Source organism: Methylobacterium sp. JK268 (assembly GCF_054052225.1).
Window position 1 is genome coordinate 166,913 of the sequence record NZ_JBSVZN010000008.1, and the last position, 15,297, is coordinate 182,209.

At 71.7% G+C, this 15,297-nt stretch carries 14 protein-coding genes; 5 read left to right on the forward strand and 9 right to left on the reverse strand.

What is annotated here, in order from left to right; genetic code table 11:
* Positions 1-40: 40 nt before the first annotated feature.
* Positions 41-1,681 (reverse strand): DEAD/DEAH box helicase, encoded by a 1,641-nt coding sequence (locus ACW9J6_RS10745; protein WP_457116460.1) that lies wholly within the window; start codon positions 1,679-1,681, stop codon positions 41-43.
* A 238-nt stretch (positions 1,682-1,919) separates the two neighbouring features.
* Between ACW9J6_RS10745 and ACW9J6_RS10750 the strand changes: the two genes are divergently transcribed.
* Entirely contained in the window at positions 1,920-2,402 is a 483-nt protein-coding gene (locus tag ACW9J6_RS10750) for a hypothetical protein (RefSeq protein ID WP_457116461.1), read from the forward strand.
* An 84-nt stretch (positions 2,403-2,486) separates the two neighbouring features.
* Here the strand turns inward: ACW9J6_RS10750 and ACW9J6_RS10755 are convergent, their stop codons facing one another.
* The 6 genes from ACW9J6_RS10755 to ACW9J6_RS10780 all read right to left on the reverse strand — a co-directional run bounded on the left by ACW9J6_RS10755 (position 2,487) and on the right by ACW9J6_RS10780 (position 9,856).
* Positions 2,487-2,918, reverse strand: coding sequence for an HIT family protein (locus ACW9J6_RS10755; RefSeq protein WP_457116462.1), 432 nt, complete (start codon positions 2,916-2,918; stop codon positions 2,487-2,489).
* 16 nt (positions 2,919-2,934) lie between these two features.
* Positions 2,935-4,101 carry a M20 aminoacylase family protein gene (locus ACW9J6_RS10760; RefSeq protein ID WP_457116463.1) on the reverse strand — a complete coding sequence of 389 codons (1,167 nt, stop codon included), beginning with the start codon at positions 4,099-4,101 and terminating at the stop codon, positions 2,935-2,937.
* A 113-nt stretch (positions 4,102-4,214) separates the two neighbouring features.
* Positions 4,215-5,717 carry a hypothetical protein gene (locus ACW9J6_RS10765; RefSeq protein ID WP_457116464.1) on the reverse strand — a complete coding sequence of 501 codons (1,503 nt, stop codon included), beginning with the start codon at positions 5,715-5,717 and terminating at the stop codon, positions 4,215-4,217.
* A 357-nt stretch (positions 5,718-6,074) separates the two neighbouring features.
* Entirely contained in the window at positions 6,075-8,312 is a 2,238-nt protein-coding gene (locus tag ACW9J6_RS10770; protein ID WP_457116465.1) for a xanthine dehydrogenase family protein molybdopterin-binding subunit, read from the reverse strand.
* Positions 8,313-8,324: 12 nt separating this feature from the next.
* A complete protein-coding gene (locus ACW9J6_RS10775; RefSeq protein WP_457116466.1) occupies positions 8,325-9,338 on the reverse strand; it encodes an FAD binding domain-containing protein in 1,014 nt (337 codons plus the stop codon).
* Positions 9,335-9,856, reverse strand: a complete 522-nt coding sequence (locus ACW9J6_RS10780; protein ID WP_457116467.1) for a (2Fe-2S)-binding protein — start codon at positions 9,854-9,856, stop codon at positions 9,335-9,337. Before ACW9J6_RS10780 ends, ACW9J6_RS10775 begins: the two co-directional genes overlap by 4 nt.
* 158 nt (positions 9,857-10,014) lie before the next feature.
* On the opposite strand from ACW9J6_RS10780, the gene ACW9J6_RS10785 reads away from it, so the two are divergent.
* The 4 genes from ACW9J6_RS10785 to ACW9J6_RS10800 all read left to right on the forward strand — a co-directional run bounded on the left by ACW9J6_RS10785 (position 10,015) and on the right by ACW9J6_RS10800 (position 14,092).
* Positions 10,015-11,397 (forward strand): M20/M25/M40 family metallo-hydrolase, encoded by a 1,383-nt coding sequence (locus ACW9J6_RS10785; RefSeq protein ID WP_457116468.1) that lies wholly within the window; start codon positions 10,015-10,017, stop codon positions 11,395-11,397.
* 478 nt (positions 11,398-11,875) lie between these two features.
* Positions 11,876-13,186 carry a tricarballylate/proton symporter TcuC gene (gene tcuC / locus ACW9J6_RS10790; RefSeq protein ID WP_457116469.1) on the forward strand — a complete coding sequence of 437 codons (1,311 nt, stop codon included), beginning with the start codon at positions 11,876-11,878 and terminating at the stop codon, positions 13,184-13,186.
* Positions 13,187-13,247: 61 nt separating this feature from the next.
* On the forward strand, positions 13,248-13,799 hold the full coding sequence (gene speG, locus ACW9J6_RS10795; protein WP_457116470.1) for a spermidine N1-acetyltransferase: 552 nt from the start codon (positions 13,248-13,250) through the stop codon (positions 13,797-13,799).
* A gap of 59 nt (positions 13,800-13,858) precedes the next feature.
* Positions 13,859-14,092, forward strand: coding sequence for a hypothetical protein (locus tag ACW9J6_RS10800; protein WP_457116471.1), 234 nt, complete (start codon positions 13,859-13,861; stop codon positions 14,090-14,092).
* 42 nt (positions 14,093-14,134) lie between these two features.
* Here the strand turns inward: ACW9J6_RS10800 and ppa are convergent, their stop codons facing one another.
* Positions 14,135-14,671: an inorganic diphosphatase gene (ppa, locus tag ACW9J6_RS10805; RefSeq protein ID WP_457116472.1), complete on the reverse strand. Its 537-nt coding sequence runs from the start codon at positions 14,669-14,671 to the stop codon at positions 14,135-14,137.
* 113 nt (positions 14,672-14,784) lie between these two features.
* Positions 14,785-15,291: an N-acetyltransferase family protein gene (locus ACW9J6_RS10810; protein ID WP_457116473.1), complete on the reverse strand. Its 507-nt coding sequence runs from the start codon at positions 15,289-15,291 to the stop codon at positions 14,785-14,787.
* Positions 15,292-15,297: the final 6 nt, after the last annotated feature.

Consider the following 15,297-nt stretch of genomic DNA (forward strand, 5'->3'; position numbering starts at 1 on the left):
AAGGTTCTTCGGGTTTCGAAGCCGCCGAAGGGACGCCGCCTCAGCCGCGGCGCCGCACGGGCCGGCGGGGCAGGTCGGGCACGCCGTCCAGGGGCTCGACGCGCAGCTCCGCCGAGCCGGTCCGTCCGAAGCTGTCGGCGAAGCGCTCCGCGGCAGACCCACGGATCTCGAACTTCGTCTCGCGATCGAAGATCCGAATGGCGCCGACCTCCTCGCGGGAGATGCCGCCCCGGCGGCACAGCATCGGCAGCAGCCGGCGCGGGTCGGCATTGTCGCGCCGGCCGATATTGAGGCGGAACCAGATCCCGGGTCCGGTCGATGCGGCGCGCGGCCCCTCGGCGCGGGGCGCATGCGCCCGGCCGGTCGCGAATCCGGGATCGGTCACCTCCTCGGGTGCGGGCAGCCGCGCCCGGTAGGCCCGCACCAGGGCCGCGGCGAGATCCTCCGCCGAGCGCTGGGCCAGGAGGGCCTGCGCCATCGCCCGATCCTCGTCGCTGGTCTCCTCGGAGAGGAGCGGGTCCGCGAGCAGGCGCTCCTGGTCGAGGGCGCGGATCTCGTCGGCGGGCGGGGGACCCGACCAGACCGGCACCACCCCGGCCCGCGCCATCAGGTCCTCGGCCTTGCGGCGCCGGGACGGAGGAACCAGCAGCACGCTGATGCCCTTCTGCCCGGCGCGCCCGGTGCGGCCCGACCGGTGCTGCAGCACCTCCGCGTCGTTGGGCAGTTCCGCGTGGATGACGAGGCCGAGGCCGGGCAGGTCGATGCCGCGGGCGGCGACGTCCGTCGCCACGCAGACGCGGGCGCGCCCGTCGCGCAGGGCCTGGAGCGCGGCATTGCGCTCCCCCTGGCCGAGTTCGCCGGAGAGGGCGACCGCCGCGAAGCCGCGCTCGGTGAGCACCGCCTGCAGGTGACGCACGGCGTTGCGGGTGTTGCAGAACACGATCGCGGTGCGCGCCTCGACGAGGCGCAGCGTGTTGACCACCACGAGTTCGGTCTCGCGCGGCAGGATGCGCAGGGCCCGGTACTCGATATCGGCGTGGCCCCGCGTCTCGCCCGCGACGGCGATCCGAAGCGCGTCCCGCTGGTAGTGCTCGGCCAGCGCGACGATGCCCTTCGGCAGCGTGGCGGAGAACAGCAGCGTGCGGCGCTCCGGCGGCGTGGCGCTGAGGATGAATTCGAGATCCTCGCGGAAGCCGAGATCCAGCATCTCGTCCGCCTCGTCCAGCACCACCGCCCGGAGCGCCGAGGGGTCGAGGTTGCGCCGCTCCAGGTGGTCGCGCAGGCGGCCCGGGGTTCCCACCACGATGTGCACGCCCTCGGCCAGGGCGCGGCTCTCGCGGCGGGGATCCATGCCCCCGACGCAGGGAACGACCCGCGCCCCCGCCGGGCCGTAGAGCCAGGCGAGTTCCCGCTGAACCTGCAGGGCGAGTTCGCGGGTCGGGGCGATCACCAGGGCGAGGGGCGCCCCGGCCGGCCCGAAGCTCTCGGCGTCGCCGAGAAGCGTGTCGGCCATGGCGAGGCCGTAGGCGACGGTCTTGCCCGATCCGGTCTGGGCCGAGACGAGGAGGTCGCGCCCCGCCGAGGCGGCTTCGAGCACCGCGGCCTGGACCGGTGTCGGGTCGGCGTAGCCGCGGGACTCGAGCGCGCGGGCGAGGGGGGCGGGAACGGGAGGAAAGGACAAGACGGAACGAATCCCAGGTATCGACGCGCGGGAAGAAGCTCGGCGAGCCGGCGCGCATCCGATCGTGGCGCCGCCGCCGGAGCGGCCCGGACCCTCGCGCGCAGGTCCCACGGGTCATCACGAGAATGGGCTGCCCGTAGCGCGTCCGACGCGGCCGGTCCAGCCCCGCCCGCATCGTTAACGCAGCATTAACCCTAATGGTCTCTGCTCGCAGTCAGCCACCTTCAGGAGACGCGGCGTGTCCGAACCCGCCTACAAGCCTTCGCCCAGCCCGGCCCGCCAGCCCGCCGGACCGCTCAGGGATTGGCTCGCGACGATCTCCCGCATCGACGATTCCGCGCCCCCCGCCCGCGCCGCCGAGCCGGCGCGTCCGGCCGAGCCGCCGCGCCGCGCCCCGGAGGTCCCGCTGCCGGCCTGGGAGCCGCGCATCGTGACGGCCCCGGCCGCGCAGGAACCCGCGCCCGCGAAGGCCCCCGAGGCGGCCCCCGTGCAGGACGAGGACCTCGCCGCCCTGATGGCCGAGAACATGATCCTCAAGGCGCGCCTCAAGACCGAGGCGGACCGCTACGAGACGCTCCAGGCCATCGTGGCGGACGAGCTGCGGGCGCTGCGCCACCACGTCGAGGCCGAGATCCAGCGCGGCGACGAGATCCGGGCCGAGCGCGACCTCTGGATGGCGCGCGCCGAGGCGCTCGCCCAGCCCCTGTTCCAGAAGCGCTGAGGGGCCCCCCGCCCGTTCCGGGCGGAGGATGAAGAAGCCCGGGCCGGCGGGTGGATCGCCCGCCGCGCCGGCGCGGCCCGCGCGCTACGCCCCCAGGGCCGACCTGATCCTCTCCGCATGGGCCGCGAGCACGGCGCCGTCGGCCATGCCGCGCGCGTGCTGGCGCAGGGGGACGCCGTCGTGCCGAGGAATGACGTGGACGTGCAGGTGGAACACCGTCTGGCCCGCCGCCGCCCCGTTGAATTGCGTGATCACCACCCCGTCGGCGTCGAAGGCCCGCGTCACCGCCGCGGCGACCTTCTGCACGGCCGCGAAGAGCGGGCCGAGCGTGGCTGGATCCGCGTCGAGGAGGCCCCGGCTCGCGGCCTTCGGCACGACGAGCGCGTGGCCGTCCGCCTGGGGCATCACGTCCATGAAGGCGACCGTGTCCGCGTCCTCGTAGATCTTGTGCGAGGGGATCTCGCCCCGCAGGATCTTGGCGAAGATGTTGTTCGGGTCGTAGGCGGGCATCGTCATCGGGTGGCTCCGGGGCTCAGAGGCCGGCGGCCGAGCGGCGCTCGACGAGTCGCGCCAGGTAGGCGGCGCCGAGCGGGATGATGCTGTCGTCGAAATCGTAGGCCGCGTTGTGGAGCGCGGCGCCGGCCCGGCCCCCGAGCCAGGCATAGGCCCCGGGCACGGCGAGCAGCATGTCGGCGAAATCCTCGCTGCCCATCTTCGGGGTGGGATCGGCCTCAACCTTCTCGGCGCCGAACAGCTCGCGGGCGACGTCGAGCGCCGCCTCCGCCTGCGCCTCGCTGTTGCGCAGGACCGAGAACACGTCCTGGATCTCGACCGCGATCTCGGCCCCGAAGGCCGCCGCGATCCCCGCGCAGGTCTCGCGCAGGCGCCGGCCCACCAGCGCCCGGACGCCGTCGTCGAAGGTGCGGATCGTCCCGGCGAGATGCGCCCCTTCCGGGATCACGTTGTAGGCGGCCCCCGCCTGGACGCGGGTGATCGACAGGACGGCCGATTCCACCGGGTCGGTGTTGCGGCTCACCACGGCCTGCAGGGCCTGGACCAGGGCGGCCTGGACCACCACGGGGTCGACGCCGCGATTCGGCTGCGCCGCGTGGGCGCCGCGGCCGGTGATGCGGATGTCGAAGAAATCCGCCGCCGCCATGGCGGGGCCGCGGCGGATCGAGAGCTGCCCGTGCCGCCCGTTGGGCTGGTTGTGCAGGCCGTAGACCTCGTCGCAGGGGAAGCGCTCGAACAGCCTGTCCGCCAGCATGGCGCGGGCGCCGCCCAGGCCCTCCTCGGCGGGCTGGAAGATGAACACCGCCGTGCCGTCGAAGTCGCGGGTCTCGCTCAGGTACTTGGCGGCGCCCAGCAGCATGGTGGTGTGCCCGTCGTGGCCGCAGGCATGCATGGTGCCGGGCCTCGTCGAGCGGTAGGGCAGGTCCGTCGCCTCCTCGATCGGCAGCGCATCCATGTCGGCGCGCAGGCCGATGCGGCGGGCGCTGGTGCCGCGCCCGCTCAGGATTCCCACCACCCCGGTCCGCCCGATTCCGCGATGGACCTCGATGCCCCAGCCGGCCAGTCGCTCGGCGACGATCGCGCTGGTGCGCGTCTCCTCGAAGCCGATCTCCGGATGGGCGTGGAGGTCGCGGCGGAGGGCGGTGAGTTCGTCGGAATCGGCGGCGATGCGGTCGAGGAGAGACATGCGCGGGGAGGCCTCGCTCTGTGGATGGAGCCGGCCGGCATCCTTGGCGGGCGTTTCCGGCTTGTCCAGGGGGCGCGGCGCCGACCGGCGATGCGGTGCCGACGGCCCCTCCCTCACTCGCGGGGCATGGCGGCTACCTCCCGCGCGGCCGCGACCGCCGCGGATCCGGGGAAGAGGTGGGCGCGCAGGCGATCGGCCGCGTCCGGCCGCGCCAGCGCCCGGGCGAGCGCCTCGCTCTGCGCGGCGCAGGCGAGGGGGAGGATGGCGGCGGCGCGCCCGCGCCGGGATCTGCGCGGTGAGGCGGACGCGCCGCCATCATCGAGGGCGCGCGTGATCAGCCCGCCCGCCGTGTCGGCCGCGTGCGGATCTCCGCGGCCGAGGATCTCCGCGGCGGCCGGCAGGTCCGCGTCCTGCGCGATGGCGAGGCACTCCTCCGCCTCGTCCGCGGCCGCCGCCCGCGTGGCGGCGAGAAGGAAGCGGCCGAGGTCGATGACCACGGCGTCGGAGCCGCCCGCGAGGATCGCGGCGACCTGCCGGCCAGCCTCGCGGCGGATCAGGTCGAGGCCGTCGGCCTCGCTCCGGCCCTGCCGATAGGCCGCGAGGTAGTCCTGCGCCACTGCGTCGAGGCTCTGCGGCGCGCGGGCCGCCAGGGGAGCGAGCACCGGCACGGCGCGCAGCACCGCGGCGCGGGCGCCAGCGAGGGTCGGGTCGTCGTCGAGGGTGGAATCGGGGAGCCGGTCGGGCTCGACGATCTCCGTGATGGCGCCCGCCGCCCGCAGGCGCTCGGCGGAGGGCGTCCAGATGTCCTTGGCGGCGACCCTGAGCACCGCGTCGACGAAGTCGGCGGCGAGGCCGGCATCGAGATAGGCGCGGCGCTCCGGCGCGCTGTCGACCGCCAGGGTCTCCCCGAAGACGCCCGTCTCGTAGGGCGCGTGGAAGCCGAGCCGGGCGTCGGACGCGATCAGCCGCTCGCGTCCGCGCAGGAACGCCAGGGTGCAGGCCGACACGCAGTAATCCGGCACGTAGGTCGTGAGGTGGTGCGCCGCGATCGCCCGGCCGAGGGCGAGCCCCTCGTCGACGAGGCCGCCATCGCTGGTGAGGTGGATCCGCTCCACCTGGGGGTTCTCGGCGAGCAGGGCCGCGAGCCGCGCCCCGGCGCCCGCGGTAAGGGTCCCGGCGAGGCGGATGTCGCGGCCCCGCGGCCCGAGGGTCACGCCCGTCTCGGGCCCGTCCTCGTCGGCGCCGAACTGATCGGCGAGGCCGCGGGAGAGGGCAGGATAGACCTGCGTTGCGAGACCGCTCGCCCCGGCGACGAGGAGGGCGAGGGCCGCCACGGCCGGGCCGGCTCCCCGCGCGCGGAACAGGGCGACCGTCAGGGCCAGGAGGCAGCCCGCGAGCAGGAGCAGGGCGGAGGCGGCCTCCACCAGCAGTTCGGCCGGACCGTCGAACCCGTCGAGGAGGTGACCCGCTGCCCCGAGCGTCAGGCAGACCTTCGCGGCCAGATCCGCCCCCGCGCCGGTTCGCAGCCGCGCGGCCGGCTCGCGCGGGCCCCTCGGCCAGGCTCCGCCCTCGACTGCCCTGTGCGCCGCTCCTGCGCGAAGCGGCCCCTCGCTCACCCTCATCTCCCCGCGCCCCGCGTTCCGCTCATCGGGCGATCATCATCGCCACCTGGCCACCGATGAGAAGAAGGCAAGTTTCCGACCACGCGCGGACGGGTCCGCCACGACGGCTGCGAGAGAAGCTCATGTGCGGCCCACCCGCATCGGCGGGAAGCGAAGCAGTGGCAGGAGGGATGTTCGGAGAAGGATCATGTCCCGGCCCGCGCCACCGTGCCGCGGACCGGGATCAGTCCTTGAGAGGATCATGGCCCCCGTTCGTCACGGGTCGCGCTCGGTCGGCGCCATGGTGGCTCACGCCGAAGGCCGTCCCGGTGTCCTCGCCCGCAGCGGCGTCGTGCTCCGTCCGGAACAGGGTCAGCCGATGATCTTGTCGATCGTGATCGGCAGGTCGCGGATGCGCTTGCCGGTGGCGTGGAAGACCGCGTTGGCGATCGCCGCCGCGGTGCCGACGATGCCGATCTCGCCGAGGCCCTTGACGCCGATCGGGCTGACCTTGTCGTCCTCCTCGTCGACGAAGATGACATCGATGTCGTGGATGTCGGCGTTCACCGGAACATGGTACTCGCCGAAATTGTGGTTCATGAAGCGACCGAGCGCGTGGTCGAGCATCGACTCCTCCTCAAGGGCCGCGCCGATCCCCATCACCACGCCGCCCAGGATCTGGCTGCGCGCCGTCTTGAGGTTCAGGATCTTGCCTGCCGCGATCGCGCTGACGACGCGGGTCACCCGCGCGACGCCGAGATCCTCGTCGACCCGCACCTCGGCGAAGACCGCCGAGTGGGTGTAGGCCGCGTAGCGCAGCCCGGTGAGCAGGCTCGGCTTCACGGTCTCGGTGGCCTCGACGCTGTCGACGCCGCCGGCCCGCAGGGCCTGGTCGATCGTGACCTTTCGGGACGGCTCCTCCGTCAGCCGGATCTCGCCGTCCGCGAAGGTGACGTGGGCGAGATCGGCGTTGGCGAGCGGAGATTCGTCGATGCGGCGGGCGAAGCCGAGCAGCTGCTCGGCGACGGCTCGACAGGCCATCTCCACGGCGGAGCCCGCGGAGGCGGCCGTCCAGGACCCGCCGGCGAGCGGCGCTTCCGGCAGGTCCGTGTCGCTCAGGAGCGTGCGCACACGCTCCATCGGCAGGCCGAGCGCGTCGGCGCCGATCTGGTTCAGGATCGTGTAGGTGCCGGTGCCGAGATCGGCGGTGGAGCAGGCGAGTTCGAGCGTGCCGTCCGCCGAGAGCCGGGCGCGGGCGCTCGCCTTCATCATGAAGGCTTCCCAGACGCCCGTGGCCAGGCCCCAGCCGACCAGCTCGCGGCCCTCGCGCATTGAGCGCGGCGCCATGCTGCGCCGCGCCCAGCCGAAGCGCTCCGCGCCCTGCGCGTAGGCCGCCCGCAAGGCCTTCGAGGTGAAGTCCTTGTTCTCGGCCTCGTCGCGCTCGGCGTAATTGCGCAGGCGCAGCTCAAGCGGGTCCGTGCCCGTCGCGTAGGCGAGTTCGTCCATCGCCACTTCGAGGGCGTAGACGCCCGTCACGGCTCCGGGCGCGCGCATGTCGGCCGGCGTGTATGTGTCGAGCTTCGCCAGCTTGTAGTCGAACTTCGCGTTCGGGCAGTGGTAGAGCAGGCCCGACCAGTTCACGACGGATTCCTGGTAATCCTCGAAGGTCGAGGTTCCGGCGATCGCCTCGTGGCTGAGCGAGAGGAGGCGGCCCTCGCGATCCGCCCCGAGGGCGACGGTCTGGATCGTCTCCGGCCGGTAGCCGAGGGTGAACATCTGATCGCGGCTCAGCACCACCCGCACCGAGCGCTTCAGGTCGAGTGCGGCGGCGACCGCCAGGAAGAGCTGGTATTGCGGCCGCAGCCCGGAGCCGAAGGCGCCGCCGATGAAGGGCGAGATCACCCGCACATTGTCGGGCTTCAGGCTGAACACGCTGCAGACGTAGGATTGCGTGTTGTTCACGCCCTGGATCTTGTCGTGGATGGTGAGCCTGCCGTCGCCCTCGTAGATCACGGTCGAGGCATGCGGCTCCATCGGGTTGTGGTGCTCGGCCGGCTGGGAATAGGCCTGCCGCAGCTGGATCGGCGCGGACGCGAACGCGCCGTCGGGGTCGCCTCTGGGGTTCGGGGGCGGCTTGATGCCGGAGCGCTTTTTCGGCGGCACGTAGGCCGCCTCCAGGTTGGACTCGAGGTCGGTGTTGGGGACCTCCTCGGCATAGGTGACCTTGACCAGCGAGGCGCCGTGGCGGGCGAGTTCGAAGCTCTCCGCCACCACCAGGGCCACCGGCTGGCCGCCGAAGGTGATCTCCGGCCCGTTCAGCGCCCGGAAGGGCGACCCCGGCGGGGCGACCTGGTCGCGGTAATTGTAGTCCAGCCAGGCGGTGCGCGGCCGGTTCTCATGCGTGAAGACCTGGACCACGCCCGGGACCGCCAGCGCCGCCGAGGCGTCGATGGCGGTGACGCGGCCGCGGGTGATCGCGCTCGACACCACCACCCCGGTGAGGAGGTCGGCGGCCTTGAACTCGGCGGCGTAGGTCGCGGCGCCCGTGACCTTGGCGGGGCCGTCGACCCGGCTGCGCGCGGCGCCGACGTGGCGGTGTGGGGTGGCCATGCGGCGAGATCCTCAGCGGATGCGCTTGTCGGTCTGCGATTGCGGCGTGCCGGCGGCGGCCTGCGCGAGGCCGCGCACGATCGCGCGCCGCGCGAGGTCGATCTTGAAGGCGTTGTGCGCGTAGGGCCTGGCCTCGGCCAGGATCAGGTCGGCGGCCTCCCGAAAGGTCTCGTCCGTCGCCAGACGGCCCTCCAGCCGCGCCTCGGCCTCCCGGTTGCGCCAGGGCTTGTGCGCGACGCCGCCGAGCGCGAGGCGGGCCGTGCGGATCTCCTCGCCATCCATCTCGACCGCCGCCGCCACCGAGACCAGGGCGAAGGCGTAGGAGAGCCGGTCGCGCAGCTTCAGGTACGTATAGTGCTGCGGGAAGCGCTCCGCCGGCAGGTCGACCGAGAGCACGATCTCGCCCGGCGCCAGGGTGGTGTCGCGCTCCGGTGCGTCGCCCGGCAGGCGGTGAAAGTCGCCGATCCGGATCGCGCGCGATCCGGCCGGGCCCTCGACCTGCACCACGGCGTCCAGCGCCGCGAGGGCCACGCACATGTCGGAGGGATGCGTGGCGATGCAGTGGTCGGAGGTGCCGAGGATGGCGTGGATGCGGTTGACGCCGCTGATGGCCGGGCAGCCGCTGCCGGGCACCCGTTTGTTGCAGGGCGTGCCCTCGTCGTAGAAGTAGTAGCAGCGGGTGCGCTGGAGCAGGTTGCCGCCGGTCGAGGCGGCGTTGCGCAGTTGCGGCGAGGCGCCGGCCAGGATCGCGCTCGCGAGGAGCGGGTAATGCTCCTCCACCCGGGGATCCTCCGCGACGGCGCTGTTCGGCACCAGGGCGCCGATGCGCAGGCCGCCCGCGTGCTCCTCGATCGCGCCGAGGGGGAGGCGGGTGATGTCGACGAGCCTTTCGGGCCGCTCGACATTGTACTTCATCAGGTCGACGAGGTTGGTGCCGCCGGCGATGATCCGGGCGGCCGGATCGGCGGCGAGCGCGCTCACCGCCTCGGCGACGCTGCCCGCGCGGGTATAGGCGAAGCGGTTCATTCGGCGGCCTCTCGCGCGCCGCGCGCCTGCGCGGCGATCACGTCCTCGATAGCGTCCACGATGTTGGTGTAGGCACCGCAGCGGCAGAGATTGCCGCTCATGTGTTCGCGGATCTCTTCGCGGGTGCGGGCGCGGCCCTCCCGGATCAGCGCCACCGCCGACATGATCTGGCCGGGCGTGCAGTAGCCGCACTGGAAGGCGTCGTGCTCGACGAAGGCGGCCTGAAGCGGGTGGAGGGTGTCGGAGGACAGCCCCTCGATGGTCGTCACCGCGGCGCCGTCCTTCATCACCGCGAGCTGCAGGCAGGAATTCACCCGCCGGTCGTCGACCAGGACCGTGCAGGCGCCGCACTGGCCGTGGTCGCAGCCCTTCTTGGTGCCGGTAAGGTCGAGGTCTTCGCGCAGCAGGTCGAGGAGGGTCGTCCACGGCGCCACCTGCAGCTCCCGCCGCTCGCCGTTGATCGTCAGCGTGATGGCGATCCGCTCGGCCGTCGCGCCGGTGCCGCTCTCGGTCAACATGGAGCCTCGTGGGGTCTGTCTCGGCGCGCGATCGCGCCCCGGCGTCCGGATTGGAACCATAACGGATCGAGCCTGCGGCCGTTCCCGGCCCGCGCCGGACGGGGTTCCTGCCGCGGGGAGACTGCGTTAGGCCTGGTCCCGTGCCACGGAGGCTCCGCATGTCCGCACTCGACCCGATCCTCGCCGATATCGACCGCGACCTCGACACCTCGCTGGAGCGGCTGTTCGCCTTCCTGCGCATCCCGTCGATCTCGACCGATCCGGCCTACGCGGCCGAGTGCCGGCGCGCCGCCGAGTGGCTGCGCGGCGATCTCGCGGCGATCGGGTTCGAGGCCTCGCTGCGCGAGACCGGCGGCCACCCGGTGGTGCTCGCCCACGCACCCAAGCCTGGCGCGCCGCACGTTCTCTTCTACGGCCATTACGACGTGCAGCCAGTCGATCCGCTCGACCTCTGGGAGCGGCCGCCCTTCGAGCCGCGCCTCATCGACCTGCCCGATGGCCGCCGCGCCATCAGCGCCCGCGGCGCCTGCGACGACAAGGGCCAAGTGATGACCTTCGTGGAGGCCTGCCGGGCCTGGAAGGCGATCCACGGGGACTTGCCGGTCGGCGTGACGCTCCTCGTCGAGGGGGCGGAGGAGGACGGCTCCAAGCATCTGCCCGAGTGGATCGCGGCGAACCGCGACGCGCTCAAGGCCGACCTCGCCCTCGTCTGCGACACGGGCATGTGGGACAGCGACACCCCGGCCATCACCACCTCGCTGCGCGGAATGGCCTATTTCGAGGTCTTCGTGACCTGCGCGGACCGGGACCTGCATTCGGGCCTGTTCGGCGGCGCGGCCGCGAACCCCATCCACGTCCTCTCGCGCATCATCGCGGATCTCCACGACGACCAGGGGCGCGTCACCCTGCCGGGCTTCTACGACGCGGTGCGCGAGCCGCCGGTCGACGTGCTGGAGGGATGGCGCGCCCTGAACCTCACGCCCGAGAACTTCCTCGGCCCGATCGGGCTGCGGCTCCCGGCGGGCGAGCGGGACCGGATGCTGATCGAGCAGGTGCAGTCGCGCCCGACCTGCGACGCGAACGGCATCATCGGCGGGTACACGGGGGAGGGGACCAAGACGGTGATCGCCGGCAAGGCGAGCGCCAAGGTCTCCTTCCGCCTGGTCGAGGATCAGGACCCGGAGGCGGTGGATGCGAGCTTCCGCGCCTTCGTGCAGGCGCGGATCCCGGAGGATTGCTCGGTCGAGATCGTCACCCACAAGGGGTCGCGAGCGATCGCTCTGCCCTTCGACATGCCGGCGCTCGGGGCCGCTCGCCGCGCCCTCCAGGATGAGTGGGGCGTGGCGCCGGTCACCATCGGCTCGGGCGGATCGATCCCGGTGGTGGGCGATTTCAAGCGCAGCCTCGGCCTCGACACCCTGCTGATCGGTTTCGGCCTGGACGACGACCGCGTCCACTCGCCCAACGAGAAGTACGACCTCAAGAGCTTCCACAAGGGCATCCGCAGCTGGGCGCGGGTGCTGGCGGCGCTGGCGGGGTGAGGACGGGGCCGCCGCGGCGCGCGCAAACCCTCCCCATCTCTGCGGCTACCGTGTGCACACATCTCTGTCGCCAGCTCATCGGCTGAACGAATCTGGAAGGCACAACACCCCTCATGCGGAGGTGCGACCCCAGGGAGCCTCGAAGCACCCCAGAGCGTCTCGTCCAAGGCGCCCTTTCTCTTGGATGAACGTTCTGGGTGCTTCGAGGCCGCTGCGCGGCACCTCAGCATGAGGATTGTCGCGCACTCCAGGCGGGGTCATTCGATGAGACGGCTATCGAGATGTGTGCACACGGTAGCCCGCAAGAGGGAAGCGGTTGGGTGGGCCTGCCAGCCCCTCGCGACGGCCCACACCGCGACGGCAACCGGCCGCAATCCTTCCGTCAAGTCCAACGGGGACGGGATGAAAATGCCCTACCGCGCATGCGGCTTTGGCGATACGGATGCTTCACCAACAAAGCCGTCCAGGGAGGTTTGAGATGGCTGGTCCGAGTCCCGATGCGTCGGCATCCAAGGTCGCCACCGTGCTGCGCGTCACGAGCGGCAACTTCCTGGAGATGTTCGATTTCTTCCTGTTCGGCTTCTACGCGAACTACATCTCGAAGGCCTTTTTCCCGGCCGACAACGAATTCGCCTCGCTGATGTTCACCTTCATGGCGTTCGGGGCCGGCTTCCTGATGCGTCCCCTCGGGGCCGTGTTCCTCGGCGCCTATGTCGACCGGGTCGGACGCCGCCAGGGCCTGATCGTCACGCTGGCGATCATGGCGCTCGGCACCATCCTGATCGCCTTCGTGCCCTCCTACGCGACGATCGGCCTGTTCGCCCCGTTCCTGGTGCTGGTCGGCCGGCTGCTGCAGGGCTTCTCGGCCGGCGTCGAACTCGGCGGCGTGTCCGTCTACCTCGCCGAGATGGCGACGCCCGGGAACAAGGGCTTCTACGTGGCCTGGCAATCCGGCAGCCAGCAGGTCGCCATCATGGTGGCCGCCGTGATCGGCTACCTGCTGAACAAGGCGCTGATGCCGGACGCGATGCAGGATTGGGGCTGGCGCGTGCCGTTCTTCATCGGCTGCATGATCGTGCCGTTCCTGTTCTACATCCGGCGCTCGCTGGAGGAGACCAAGGAGTTCCTCGCCCGCCGCCACCGGCCGAGCGGCGCCGAGATCATTCGCTCGCTCGGCGAGAATTGGCAGATCGTGCTGCTCGGCATGCTGCTGGTCGCCATGACGACGATCTCCTTCTACACCATCACCGTCTACACCCCCACCTTCGGCAAGAACGTCCTCAAGCTGACCTCCGAGGACAGCCTGATCGTCACGTTCTGCGTGGCGCTCTCGAACTTCATCTGGCTGCCGGTGATGGGCGCGGTGTCGGACCGGGTTGGCCGCAAGCCGCTTCTGATCCTGTTCTCGGGCCTCGCGCTGCTGACCGCCTACCCGGCGCTCGCCTGGCTGATCGGGCACATCTCCTTCGCCAACATGCTGATCGTGCTCTTGTGGCTCTCCTTCCTCTACGGGAGCTACAACGGCGCCATGGTGGTGGCGCTGACCGAGATCGTGCCGGCGACCGTGCGCACGGCGGGCTTCTCCCTCGCCTATTCCCTCGCCACGGCCCTGTTCGGCGGGTTCACCCCGGCGGTCTCGACCTGGCTGATCGAGGCACTCGGCGACAAGGCGGCGCCGGGCCTCTGGATGAGCTTCGGCGGCCTCGCCGGCCTCGTCGCCACCTTCCTGATCTATCGCCGGGCGGCGATGGCGCCCGCGGGCGTGGTCCGGCCCGTCGCAGGCGAGTGACGGAAGCGCCCGAGGGGATTAAGATCCCGGCCCAACGACAGCCTGCGGGCCGGGATCCGTCATGACCGTGAAGTTGCGTCCGCTGGAGCGCGAGGACCTGCTCTTCGTGCACCAGCTCAACAACAACGACAGCATCATGCGCTATTGGTTCGAGGAGGCCTACGAGTCCTTCGCCGAGCTGGCGCAGCTCTACGAGCGCAACATCCACAACCAGACCGAGCGGCGCTTCATCGTCAGCTCGCCGGAGGCCGAGCGGGCCGGCATGGTCGAGCTCGTGGAGATCAACCACCTCCACCGGCGCTGCGAGTTCCAGATCGCCATCCACCCGGCCTTCCAGGGCCGCGGCTACGCCTCGCAGGCGACGCGGATCGGCATCGACTACGCATTCAGCGTCCTGAACATCCACAAGCTCTACCTGCACGTGGACAAGGACAACCGCCGCGCGGTGGGGATCTACGAGCGCGCCGGCTTCACGATCGAGGGCGTGCTGAAGGACGAGTTCTTCGTGAACGGCCGCTACCGCGACGCGGTGCGGATGTGCCTGTTCCAGCCGGCCTACCTGGCGCGGCGGGGCGGCGGCGACGTCCAGGAATCCGTTCTCAAGACCGCCTGAGGCCCCTTCGCAGGGCGGGGGCGGTGCCGTAAGGAGGGCGCCCCCGAGGAGCCCCGGCGTTGCGCGAGACCTTCCACATCGAGATCACCGGCCCGGAGGGCCTCGTCCAGCGGGCCTCGATCCGCGTGTCGGGGCTCGACGCCGCCCGGGACCGGGCGCTGCGGCTCTTCCGCCGCGCCCGGGTTCCCCAGCGCCTGGGCCCGCCGGCCGAGCAGGTGCGCGTCGTCGACGGGGCCGGGCGGGAGGTCTTCGCCTGGACCGCCTGGGACGAGGGCGGCGCGCGGACCCGGTGATCGGGGCCTCGCGCGCCCGGGGCGTGGGAGGGCGGTCCGTGCCTACGCCTTGGCGCCCTTGGCGCGCTCGATGCCTTCCAGGATCAGCCGCTGGGCGTCCGCCTTGTCGCCCCAGCGCACGATCTTCACCCACTTGCCGGGCTCGAGATCCTTGTAGTGCTCGAAGAAGTGCTGGATCTGATGCAGCGTGATGTCCGGGAGATCGGTGTAGTTCTCGATCCGGTCGTACCGCTTGGTGAGGTGGCGGGACGGCACGGCGACGATCTTCTCGTCCTCGCCGGCATTGTCCTCCATCACCAGCACCCCGACCGGGCGCACGCTCATGATCGCGCCGGGAACGATCGCCCGCGTATTCGCGATCAGCACGTCGCAGGGGTCGCCGTCGCCCGACAGGGTGTGGGGAATGAAGCCGTAATTCCCCGGATAGTGCATCGCCGTGTAGAGGAAGCGGTCGACGACCAGGGTCCCGGCCTCCTTGTCCATCTCGTACTTGATCGGCTCTCCGCCGACCGGTACTTCGATGACGACATTGACATCCTCGGGCGGATTGGCACCGATGGCGACGGCGTCGAGACGCATGACCGCACTCCCCTCCAGGCGGGGCGGCTCGCCCCGGCAGGCCCGGTGCTTAGAGTTCCGCAGCCGTCAACACAAGCGCATTGCCCCGGTGCTAGGCCGGGCGGGCGATCCCCTCACGCGAACAGGTAGGCCACCTTGGCGAGGCTCGCGCCCGCGATCCGGTCGACTGCTTCCGCCGCCACCACGCCGCCCAGGCGCTCGTAGAAGCGGCGCGCGCGCAGGTTGTCCGTGAGCGACCACAGGGCCACCCGCGCTACGCCCCGGTCCGCGAGGTCGTTGCGCACCGCCCGGAACAGCCTTGTGCCGTAGCCGAGCCCCTGGAATTCCGGCGACAGGTAGATCTCGTCGATCTCGCCCTGCGCCTTGAGGCTGCGGTCCCGGCAGCGGCCGTAGGACACGTAGCCGACCACGGCCTCACCGACCTCCAGCACCACGAGGGGACGGCCGCGCGCCGTCGTGGCGCGCCACCAGTCCGGGCCCCGGCGGGCGAGCATGCGATCGAGAGCGACGCCCGGAATGATGCCCTGATAGGCCTCCCGCCACGCGGCGTCGAAGACATCCGACAGCATCCCGGCATCGTCCTGGCGCGCCCGGCGGATGCTGACGACCTGTGTGCTCACGGCGAA

What these genes read in the sequence shown, in the direction of transcription:
- ACW9J6_RS10755 (WP_457116462.1), bottom strand. Translation starts at nt 2,918, where the DNA reads ATGACGATGCCCGCCTACGACCCGAACAACATCTTCGCCAAGATCCTG.
- ACW9J6_RS10760 (WP_457116463.1), bottom strand. Translation starts at nt 4,101, where the DNA reads ATGTCTCTCCTCGACCGCATCGCCGCCGATTCCGACGAACTCACCGCC.
- ACW9J6_RS10770 (WP_457116465.1), bottom strand. Translation starts at nt 8,312, where the DNA reads ATGGCCACCCCACACCGCCACGTCGGCGCCGCGCGCAGCCGGGTCGAC.
- ACW9J6_RS10775 (WP_457116466.1), bottom strand. Translation starts at nt 9,338, where the DNA reads ATGAACCGCTTCGCCTATACCCGCGCGGGCAGCGTCGCCGAGGCGGTG.
- ACW9J6_RS10780 (WP_457116467.1), bottom strand. Translation starts at nt 9,856, where the DNA reads ATGTTGACCGAGAGCGGCACCGGCGCGACGGCCGAGCGGATCGCCATC.
- ACW9J6_RS10785 (WP_457116468.1), top strand. Translation starts at nt 10,015, where the DNA reads ATGTCCGCACTCGACCCGATCCTCGCCGATATCGACCGCGACCTCGAC.
- tcuC (WP_457116469.1), top strand. Translation starts at nt 11,876, where the DNA reads ATGGCTGGTCCGAGTCCCGATGCGTCGGCATCCAAGGTCGCCACCGTG.
- speG (WP_457116470.1), top strand. Translation starts at nt 13,248, where the DNA reads ATGACCGTGAAGTTGCGTCCGCTGGAGCGCGAGGACCTGCTCTTCGTG.
- ppa (WP_457116472.1), bottom strand. Translation starts at nt 14,671, where the DNA reads ATGCGTCTCGACGCCGTCGCCATCGGTGCCAATCCGCCCGAGGATGTC.